The 9,722-nt window shown below is 71.9% G+C and carries 10 protein-coding genes; 2 read left to right on the top strand and 8 right to left on the bottom strand.

What is annotated here, in order from left to right:
• Window positions 1-382 precede the first annotated feature (382 nt).
• On the bottom strand, window positions 383-1,390 hold the full coding sequence (locus ACFWFZ_RS34200; RefSeq protein ID WP_387127906.1) for a stage II sporulation protein M: 1,008 nt from the start codon (window positions 1,388-1,390) through the stop codon (window positions 383-385).
• Window positions 1,391-1,500: 110 nt separating this feature from the next.
• Between ACFWFZ_RS34200 and ACFWFZ_RS34195 the strand changes: the two genes are divergently transcribed.
• The gene (locus ACFWFZ_RS34195; RefSeq protein WP_387127904.1) at window positions 1,501-2,424 is read left to right on the top strand and encodes an RDD family protein; all 924 of its coding nucleotides are present in this window, start codon (window positions 1,501-1,503) and stop codon (window positions 2,422-2,424) included.
• 4 nt (window positions 2,425-2,428) lie between these two features.
• Here the strand turns inward: ACFWFZ_RS34195 and ACFWFZ_RS34190 are convergent, their stop codons facing one another.
• Together ACFWFZ_RS34190 and ahcY are read right to left on the bottom strand one after the other, a co-directional pair.
• Window positions 2,429-3,049 (bottom strand): hypothetical protein, encoded by a 621-nt coding sequence (locus ACFWFZ_RS34190; protein WP_387127908.1) that lies wholly within the window; start codon window positions 3,047-3,049, stop codon window positions 2,429-2,431.
• 104 nt (window positions 3,050-3,153) lie between these two features.
• On the bottom strand, window positions 3,154-4,590 hold the full coding sequence (gene ahcY, locus ACFWFZ_RS34185; protein WP_387127902.1) for an adenosylhomocysteinase: 1,437 nt from the start codon (window positions 4,588-4,590) through the stop codon (window positions 3,154-3,156).
• Between the two features lie 317 nt (window positions 4,591-4,907).
• Between ahcY and lepB the strand changes: the two genes are divergently transcribed.
• Complete coding sequence (lepB, locus tag ACFWFZ_RS34180; protein ID WP_387127900.1) at window positions 4,908-5,594, top strand: signal peptidase I; 687 nt, start codon at window positions 4,908-4,910, stop codon at window positions 5,592-5,594.
• A 77-nt stretch (window positions 5,595-5,671) separates the two neighbouring features.
• On the opposite strand, the gene ACFWFZ_RS34175 is transcribed toward lepB, so the two are convergent.
• The 5 genes from ACFWFZ_RS34175 to ACFWFZ_RS34155 form a co-directional block, all read right to left on the bottom strand.
• Window positions 5,672-6,595: a cation diffusion facilitator family transporter gene (locus ACFWFZ_RS34175; protein ID WP_387127898.1), complete on the bottom strand. Its 924-nt coding sequence runs from the start codon at window positions 6,593-6,595 to the stop codon at window positions 5,672-5,674.
• Window positions 6,596-6,667: 72 nt separating this feature from the next.
• Window positions 6,668-7,828 (bottom strand): mannose-6-phosphate isomerase, class I, encoded by a 1,161-nt coding sequence (gene manA, locus ACFWFZ_RS34170; RefSeq protein ID WP_387127896.1) that lies wholly within the window; start codon window positions 7,826-7,828, stop codon window positions 6,668-6,670.
• A gap of 39 nt (window positions 7,829-7,867) precedes the next feature.
• Window positions 7,868-9,001 (bottom strand): SIS domain-containing protein, encoded by a 1,134-nt coding sequence (locus tag ACFWFZ_RS34165; protein ID WP_387127894.1) that lies wholly within the window; start codon window positions 8,999-9,001, stop codon window positions 7,868-7,870.
• Between the two features lie 72 nt (window positions 9,002-9,073).
• Window positions 9,074-9,256 carry a Trm112 family protein gene (locus ACFWFZ_RS34160; RefSeq protein ID WP_387127892.1) on the bottom strand — a complete coding sequence of 61 codons (183 nt, stop codon included), beginning with the start codon at window positions 9,254-9,256 and terminating at the stop codon, window positions 9,074-9,076.
• Between the two features lie 369 nt (window positions 9,257-9,625).
• The coding region (locus tag ACFWFZ_RS34155; protein WP_387116209.1) for a hypothetical protein at window positions 9,626-9,722 on the bottom strand (97 nt) is incomplete at its 5' end.

Raw genomic sequence — 9,722 nt, 5'->3', positions numbered from 1 at the left:
ACGCTTCCTTCGTACTCACCCTCTCGGGCTTTCCTCCGGGCTTTCGTTCTGCTGTCTTGCGTTTCCGACTCTATCAGACTCTTTCGGGCCCGATTTCCTCGGCCGCTTTCCAGGTTCTCGCTTTCGCGTTTCCCTTTCCGGCGGTTCCGACTCTATCAGAGGATTTCCACCGGATTTCTCCGGCTCGAATTCCTGAAATGAGGAGTCGGGCGTACCCCGACCGGATCTTGATGTCCATGTGGGGTGAGAAGGATTCTAAACCATCGCTGCCGAACTTGTCCAGTTCGAGGCAACCGTTCGAATCTACCTCCCCGCTCCTGCCGTGTCAACGGCGTTTGCGGGACGACGAGGAGACTAGCAGCTCAGCAGGCTTGTACGCACATCAGGCCGCGGTCGGGAGCGTTGCCGTCCGGTCCGCGGCCTCCACGTCGCCGAGTTCGCCGGCGCGGGCGGCCCGGCCCCCCAGGACGAAGACGTAGAGGAGGAAGGCGGCCTCGGCGACGACGCCGATCGTGATGCGTGCCCAGGTAGGGAGGCCCGAGGGGGTGACGAAGCCTTCGATCAGGCCCGAGACGAACAGGACCGCCGCGAGGCCGATGGCCATGCCCAGGGCGGCGCGGCCCTGCTCGGCCAGAGCCGTGCGGCGGGTCCGGGGGCCCGGGTCGATGACCGTCCAGCCCAGGCGCAGACCCGTACCCGCCGCCACGAACACGGCCGTCAGTTCGAGCAGGCCGTGCGGGAGGATCAGGCCCAGGAAGACGTCGAGCCGGCCGGCGGATGCCATCAGGCCGAGTCCCACCCCGAGGTTGGCCATGTTCAGGAAGAGGATCCACAGCACCGGGATCCCCAGGAAGACGCCCAGGACCAGGCACATCGCGGCCGCCTGGGCGTTGTTCGTCCACACCTGGGCGGCGAAGGAGCCCGCGGGGTTGCTGGAGTAGTACGTCTCGTACTCGCCGCCCGGCTGCGTGAGCTCCTTGAGCTGTTCCGGGGCGGCGATGGCGCCCTGGACCTCGGGGTGCGTGGCTATCCACCAGCCGATGAGCACGCCGAGGGCCGTGGAGATCAAGGCCGTCGGTATCCACCAGCGGCGGCTCCGGTAGACCGCGGCCGGGAATCCGACGGTGAAGAAGAGCGCGGCATCGCGCCAGCTTGCGCGACGGGTGCCCGTGACCGTGGCGCGGGCGCGCGCCACCAGCTGGGTCAGCCGACCGGTGAGCAGGGGGTCGGGGGCGCTGGACTGGACCAGGGAGAGGTGGGTCGAGGTGCGCTGGTAGAGCGCGACGAGCTCGTCGGCCTCCTCGCCCGTCAGCTTGCGGCCACGGCCCAGGAGAAGCTCCAGACGGTCCCATTCCGCGCGGTGTGCCGTGACGAAGACGTCGAGATCCATCCGGTGCGCTCCCCTGCCCAGGTCCCCTGGCCGCTGTCTGTTCCTAGTGTGGTCAGCTTGGCAGACTGGATGCCGTAGGGGCGGGGGCAGGTCACGTGAGAGGTGCCGTGGTGAGCGATCTGGTGACGGGGGACGCGGTCGTCCTGGGGCTGCGGCCGGCGAGGCTGCCGAGCCGGGCGCTGGCGATCCTGCTGGACCTTGCCGTCTACGTCACCGTCTACGTGCTCCTCACGGTCGGGCTGGCCCTTGCGACGGCCTCGCTGGACCCGGCCGCCCAGGCCGCCGTCGCGGTCGCGAGCTTCCTGTTGCTCCTGGTCGGCATCCCGATCGCGGTGGAGACCCTGTCCCACGGGCGCTCCCTGGGCAAGCTCGCCTGCGGACTGCGGGTGGTGCGCGACGACGGCGGGCCGATCCGGTTCCGCCACGCGCTGGTGCGCGGGGCCCTCGGGGTCGTGGAGCTACTGCTGACCTTCGGCACGGTGGCGGCCATCGCCTCGCTGGTGTCGGCGCGCGGGCGGCGGCTCGGGGACGTCTTCGCGGGGACCCTGGTGGTCCGGGAGCGGGTGCCGGGGGCGCGGGTGATGCCGGTGCCTGCGCCCCCGCCGTGGCTGGCCGGGCGGTTCACCCAGCTCGACCTGTCAGCCGTACCGGACGGGCTGTGGCTGGCGATCCGCCAGTACCTGACCCGCATGAACCAACTGGATCCGCAGGTGGGTGCGGCGATGGCGGCGCGGCTCGCGGACGATCTCGTGGCGCGTACGGGGGCTCCGCCTCCGGCGGGGGTGCCGGCCGCGGCCTTCCTGATGGCCGTGGTCCACGAGCGTCAGTCGCGCGATGCCGCCCGGGCTTTCCGCACCGCGGCCGCGGCCTCCCCCGCGGCGCCCGTCCCGCACGCAGCGCCCGCCGCGCCTGTCCCGTACGGAGCGCCCGCCGCGTCCTCGTACGTCGCCCCCGCGCCCGTGACGCCGACGGCGCCGGCGCCGGCGGTGCCCGTGGAGGTGCCGCGCGCCGGCGGGTTCGCTCCGCCGGCCTGAGGGTTCACTGGTCCTCGAAGGCGGAGGGCGGGGTCTCCAGGTGTTCCAGTTCGATGCCGGGGGCCGAGAGGACCACGTCGCCGGCGATGTGGACCGTGTGGACCTCGCCCGTGTCCAGGGCGGTGACCCGGTATTCGTCCACCTGGAGCGGCCCGCTGTCCGTGGGGTGTTCCTGGCGGGCCACCAGCGCCCAGGCCTGGTCGACCGTGCGCGGGGCCAGGACCGGGTCGGTGAGCGCGAGCAGCCGGACGCGCGTGGCGGGTGCGCCGGGAGCGAGCCGCAGCAGACGGGCCGTGGCGATGAGGAAGGCCGGGGAGGTGCCGGTGAAGCCTGGTGCGGCGATGTTGCCCTCGGTGGCCTCGGTGCCGGTGGGGTCGGTGCGGACCCAGGTGACGCCGTCGAGGGCGGCTCCGCGGACCTGCCAGCTCGCGGCGTTGACCTCCAGGCGGATGGGGCGGCCGAGTTCGTCGATCGCCAGGTCCACGGAGCCCCGGTGGTCGCCGTCCGGGGCGGTGAGCTGGGAGACGTAGCGCCAGCCGGAGGGTCCGGGGGCGCAGTGGAAGTGTTCCTCGCCGAGGGGGGTGTGGTCGTGCTGGTCGTGGAGCGAGTAGCGGCCGCGGGGCATGGTGCGCACTCTTCTTCGGATCGGAGGGGGACACGGGGCAGGCCCCCGGCGCGTGTGCCGGGGGCCTGCTTCACGTACTGCTGATCGGGCTGGTCCGGGAGGGATCAGTAGCGGTAGTGGTCCGGCTTGTACGGGCCCTCGACCTTGACGCCGATGTAGGCGGCCTGCTCCGGGCGGAGGGTGGTGAGCTTGACGCCGAGGGCGTCGAGGTGGAGTCGGGCGACCTTCTCGTCGAGGTGCTTGGGCAGCACGTAGACGTCGGTCGGGTACTCCTCGGGCTTGGTGAAGAGCTCGATCTGGGCCAGAGTCTGGTCCGCGAAGGAGTTCGACATGACGAAGGACGGGTGGCCGGTCGCGTTGCCGAGGTTGAGCAGGCGGCCCTCGGAGAGGACGATCAGGACCTTGCCGTCGGGGAACGTCCAGGTGTGGACCTGCGGCTTGACCTCGTCCTTGACGATGCCGTCGACCTTGGCCAGGCCGGCCATGTCGATCTCGTTGTCGAAGTGGCCGATGTTGCCGACGATGGCCTGGTGCTTCATCTTGGCCATGTCGGCGGCCATGATGATGTCCTTGTTGCCGGTCGTGGTGATGAAGATGTCGGCGGTCTCGACGACGTCGTCCAGCGTGGCGACCTGGTAGCCGTCCATCGCCGCCTGGAGGGCGCAGATCGGGTCGATCTCGGTGACGATGACGCGCGCGCCCTGGCCGCGGAGGGACTCGGCGCAGCCCTTGCCGACGTCGCCGTAGCCGAAGACGACCGCGACCTTGCCGCCGATGAGGACGTCGGTGGCGCGGTTGATGCCGTCGATCAGGGAGTGGCGGCAGCCGTACTTGTTGTCGAACTTCGACTTGGTGACGGCGTCGTTCACGTTGATCGCCGGGAAGAGCAGGTCGCCGGACTGCATCATCTCGTAGAGACGGTGCACACCGGTGGTGGTCTCCTCGGTCACGCCGCGGATCTCGGACGCGAGCTGGGTCCACTTCTGCGGGTTCTCGCCGAGGGTGCGGTTGAGGAGCGTGAGGATGTACGCGTACTCCTCGGAGTCCGCGGTGGACGGGTCCGGGGCCTCGCCGGCCTTCTCGAACTCGACGCCCTTGTGGACGAGGAGGGTGGCGTCACCACCGTCGTCGAGGATCATGTTCGGGCCGCCGGTGGGGGTGTTCGGCCAGGTCAGCGCCTGCTCCGTGCACCACCAGTACTCCTCCAGCGTCTCGCCCTTCCAGGCGAAGACCGGGACGCCCTGCGGGTTATCCGGGGTGCCGTTCGGGCCCACCGCGATGGCGGCGGCAGCGTGGTCCTGGGTGGAGAAGATGTTGCAGGAGGCCCAGCGGACGTCGGCGCCGAGGGCGACGAGGGTCTCGATGAGCACGGCCGTCTGCACGGTCATGTGAAGCGAGCCGGTGATGCGGGCGCCGGCCAGGGGCTGGGCCTCGGCGTACTCACGGCGGATCGACATCAGGCCCGGCATCTCGTGCTCGGCCAGGGTGATCTCCTTGCGGCCGAACGCGGCAAGGGAGAGGTCTGCGACCTTGAAGTCCATGGGTGCTGCTCCTCATGGTTCGAGAGGTGGGTACGGCTGGTCCGTGCGCCGTCCTGGGGACGGGACACCGAGCACAGTCCGTCGGGGGTCCTCTCTCCCCTCGGCCGGTCGCAGGGACCGCCCGACCCGCCATCAGCAGCGACGCCTGACACTGATGACGAATCTACACCGATCGGCGGCGGCGGCCCCAGCGGACGGAGAACTGGCCGGGTTCGGATTGCAGACCGGCTGCGCAGCGGCCCGCCCCGCCCGTCGAGCGTTCTCGGCCAGACCGTAGTCTTCCGGCCGTCCGTATCGGTGGGAGGGGTTGGGGATTCATGGCACGCAGGCCTGGGCGGAGACGGGGAATCTGGGCGATCAGCCTGCTGGTGCTTGGTGTCATGGTGGCGTTCGGACCGGTGGTGTACCTGTTCGGCCGGTTCACCCCGGTCAAGCAGTCCAGCGAGAGCATGCTGCCGACGATCCCCGTCGGGGACGTACTCGCGATGGAAAGGAACCCCGGCGAGGTCCGGCACGGTGACGTGATCACCTACGACCCGGCCGGCTGGGGACTCGACGGCCCCTTCCTCGGACGGGTCGTGGCGTTGGGCGGCGACCACATCGCCTACGCGGCGGGCGACCGTACGCTCACCCTCAACGGCAAGCCGCTCGACGAGCCGTACCTACGCGACGGCGACCCCGGGGCCGGTGGGGTGAGCTTCGCCGTCTCGGTGCCTCGGGGCCGGATGTTCGTCCTGGGCGACAACCGCGGCAACTCGGCGGACTCCCGGTTCCACACGGAGCACCACGAGGGGACGCTGCCGGTGTCCGCGGTGACCGGGGTCGACTCCGGACTGCACGAGGAGTCCCCGAGGATGCTCGTCCTCGGCCTGGTCTCGTCCGCAGGGACCTTGCTCCTGCCCGTGGCGCTCGGGCTGGGGATCGCCTCGCTCGTGGCGCGGCGGCGCAAGCCGGGCGCCCCGCACGGGCCCGTCTGGGGTGCCACGCAGGTGGACGCGCCGTAGGTCCCGTACGTACGCCGAAGGCCCCCGCGGGCTGCTGCTCGCGGGGGCCTTCGGCGTAAGTGCGCTACGTGCGCGGACTACTTGGCGGCTTCGGGGCGGTAGATGTCCGGCTCCAGGTAGATCACCCGGGCGATCGGGACCGCCTCGCGGATGCGGGCCTCGGCGGCGTTGATCGCGTCCGCGACCTCGGTCGCGGTGTCGTTGCCCTCGACGGCGATCTTGGCGGCGACGAGCAGCTCCTCGGGGCCGAGGTGAAGGGTGCGCATGTGGATGACGCGGGTGACGACCTTCCCGTCGACGGCCGCGGCCTTGATCTTCTCGACGTCCTCGACGCCGGCGGCCTCGCCGAGCAGCAGGGACTTGGTCTCCGCGGCCAGGACGACCGCGATGACGATGAGGAGAACGCCGATGCACAGGGTGCCGATGCCGTCCCAGACGCCGTTGCCGGTCAGCAGGGCCAGGCCGACACCGCCGAGCGCCAGGACCAGGCCGACGAGGGCGCCGAGGTCCTCCAGGAGGACGACGGGCAGCTCGGGGGCCTTGGCGCGGCGGACGAACTGGGTCCACGTGAGCTGGCCGCGGACCTCGTTCGACTCCTTGATGGCGGTGCGGAACGAGAAGCTCTCGGCGATGATCGCGAAGACCAGGACGCCCACGGGCCAGTACCAGGCCTCGATGGGGTGCGGCTCGTGGATCTTCTCGTAGCCCTCGTAGATGGCGAACATGCCACCGACGGTGAAGAGCACGATGGAGACGAGGAAGGCGTAGATGTAGCGCTCGCGCCCGTATCCGAAGGGGTGCTGCGGCGTCGCCTCGCGCTGGGCCTTCTTCCCGCCGAGGAGAAGCAGGCCCTGGTTCCCGGAGTCCGCCACGGAGTGGACGCTTTCCGCGAGCATCGACGACGAGCCGCTGAAGAGGAACGCCACGAATTTGGCTACAGCGATGGCGAGGTTGGCGGCGAGTGCCGCCACGATCGCCTTGGTACCGCCCGACGCGCTCATGGGTGCAGGGTGTCCTTCCTGGGCCAGTGACTACGGCCGCACATTGTTGCAGCCTCTGGCTCGGACACCGCGTCAGACCACCACAGTGGCCCGGAAGACCGTGCCGTTTCCGGACAGTTCGACCTTTTCGCCTGCCGGTACGAAAGCCGATCCGCCGGGCGAGAGGGCCAGTTCGCCGGCCTGTACGGAGCCTGCCGTGCAGAGCAGGATCTGCGGGGCGCCGTCCGGGAGCACGTGCGGGGCGCCGCCGGGCGCCAGGAGGAAGCGGGAGAGCCGGAACTCGTCGATGGGGGCCTCGTAGACCTCCTCGCCGCCGTCGCCCTCGGGCCGCATGACGCGCGGGTCGCTCGGCTCGAACCTCACGATCTTCAGCAGCTCGGGCACGTCCACGTGCTTGGGGGTGAGCCCTGCGCGCAGCACGTTGTCCGAGTTGGCCAGCAACTCGACGCCGAGGCCGTCGAAGTAGGCGTGCGGGACGCCCGCGCCGAGGAACAGGGCTTCGCCGGGCTGGAGTCGGACGTGGTTGAGGAGCATGGCCGCGATGACGCCGGGGTCGCCCGGGTACTCGTGGACCAGGGCGGCGTACGTGGCGTACTCGCCGCCCAGGCGTGCGGCGGCGGCCGCGGTCTCGGCGACCGTACGGGCCATCTGCTCGCGGTCCGCGCTCAGTACGGCGGTCAGCACCTCGCGCAGCGCGGCCTCTTCGGGGTGGGCGCGCAGCAGGTCGGCGTACGGCTTGAGGGAGCCCACACCCAGTCCCTCGAAGAGGTCGGCGGACGCCTGCGGGGAGCGGAAGCCGCACAGCCCGTCGAACGTCGTGATCGCGCAGATCATCTCGGGCTTGTGGTTGGGGTCCTTGTAGTTGCGGTGGGCCGCGTCGATCGGGATGCCGCGCCGCTCCTCGTCCTCGAACCCCGCCTTCGCCTGCGCGAGGTCGGGGTGGACCTGGAGGGAGAGCGGGGCGCCGGCGGCGAGGATCTTGAAGAGGAAGGGCAGCCCGGGGCCGAACTTGGCCACGGTGGCGGCGCCGAGCTCGCCTTCGGGGTCGGCGGCGATGACCTCCGCGAGCGACCTCTCGCCGGCGCCGCGGTCGACGCGCGACGGGGCGCCCGGGTGGGCTCCCATCCACAGCTCGGCCTGGGGCTCACCGGTGGGTTCGACACCGAGGAGCGCGGGCAGGGCCGTGGTGGATCCCCAGGCGTAGGGGCGGATCGTGTTGGTCAGGCGGTCCATCGTCGTCTTCCTGGATAGATCCGGGCACGTGCGCGGGTCTCAGCTGTGTCCCCCGGAGGCCAACGCCAGGTAGGCGGTGGCGAAATCCGTGACGGCGAGCAGTTCGGCGAGCTGCTCCAGCTCGGCGCCTTCCTCCGGTTCGAGCTCGCTGACGGCCGTGTCGTGGCTGAGGGCGAGCTCGCGTGCGGCGGGGGCGGCGGTGAGGCCGCCGGCCGGCCGGTCGCGCAGCAGGACGACGCGGGCGCGAAGGGCCTGTGGCTCTTCGACCCGGTCGCGGAAGAAGTCGTCGGGGTCGGCTCCGGCGGCGAAGGCGCCGGCGAGCAGGAGGCCGTGGGCGGGCAGGGCCTCGGGGAGCGCGGCGGCCAGTGCGGGGCGGCCGGCGAGCTCGGCGAGGGTGGCGGCGAAGCGGCGGCCCGCGGGGCCGGCGCCGGTGCCCTCGCTCCAGATGAGCGGCAGTGAGTCCGCCAGCTCGGCGGCGAGGGTCTTGGCCGGGTTGGAGTAGGTGGCGATGGCGGGCCCGCAGCGTTCGGCGGTGCGGTCGAGCCGGTCGGCGACCAGCTGGAGGGTGTCGGGGGCCACGGCGATCAGGCCGACCTTGTCGAGGAGCAGCAGCAGGGGCGTCAGCAGGGCCCACAGGGCGCCAGGTCCGGCGGCGGCGGACTCGTCGTACTCCTGGTACGGGGCCTTGGCCATCGGTACGAGGAGCCCGTGCGCGCTGTCCACGGCCTCGCTCAGCGGTGAGCGTTCGGGGGCGACGGCGACGACGGTGCAGCCGCGTCGGTAGGCCTGCTCGGCGAGCACGGCGAGCCCGGGCTCGGTGCCGTCGGTGGTGGCCACGAGCAGCAGGTCGACGGACCCGGCCCAGCCGGGCAGGGCCCAGCGCAGCGCCCCGGCGGCGTGGGCGACGCCGGTCGGGTCGAGCCGGATCACGGGTGCGGAGGCGCCCGCGAGGGCGCCGAGCAGGTCGGCGACGCCGGTGGCGGCGGTGCCGGCCCCGGCGATCAGGACCGCGCGCGGGCGGCCGTCGGGGCGCAGGGTGGCGATGCCCGCCTCGCTCGCGTGCCGGGCCGCGGTACGGACTCTGGCACCGGCCTCGGCCGCGCCGCGGAGCAGGCCCCGGCGGTCGACGCGGGCGAGATCGTCCGGTGCGTCGAGGAGCGACTCGTCGAGCATGGGCGGCCTCCGGCTGTTGGGTGACGGGAACCTGTCTGCGTGTGCTGCTTGCGGTGAGGTCGGGCGGGCGGGTCAGGCGGGGCGGCGGGCCTCGTCCACGAGGAGGACCGGGATGCCGTCGCGGACCGGGTACGCGAGAGCGCAGTCCTGGCTGGTGCAGAGCAGCTCGGGGGTCTCGTCGGCCGACTTGTCCTCAAGCGGTGCGTGGCAGGCGGGGCAGGCGAGGATCTGCAGGAGGCCGGCTTCGAGCGGCATGGGGTGGGTTCCCTTCGGGGATACGGGTGGGGCGTGGTCAGCGTACCGCCGGGGCGCTGGGACCGCTGGGCCGGACCGGGGCGATCCAGGCTCCGCCGGAGCCAGGTCCGGCGGAGCCGGGTCCGGGGAACCGGCTCCGGCGGAGCCAGGCTGGGGCGGGCACCGGGCTCCGCCCGGACCCGCGCCTCACACGCCGGCGAGGCTGGATGGGCGCGAGTCCGGCCAGGATGGGGCTGCCTGTCGTCGAAGTGGCGCCGGTACGGCCCGTGTCGTCCGGTGTCGGGCGACACGGGCCCGACGGGACTTTGACGCCAGGGACTAGTGGGGTGTCCGGCGGATCAGGGCCGGGCCCGGGTCGTCCGGCACACCCTAGGCGCGGATGAGGGAGAGGGCCTCGTCGCGGACGCGGGCCAGGGTGTCCGCGTCACGGGCCTCGACGTTCAGCCGCAGCAGCGGCTCGGTGTTG

This window comes from Streptomyces sp. NPDC060232 (assembly GCF_042726555.1).
Taxonomy (GTDB): domain Bacteria; phylum Actinomycetota; class Actinomycetes; order Streptomycetales; family Streptomycetaceae; genus Streptomyces.
The sequence above is the reverse complement of the archived record's forward strand: the minus strand, read 5'-3'. Positions and strand labels throughout refer to the sequence as shown.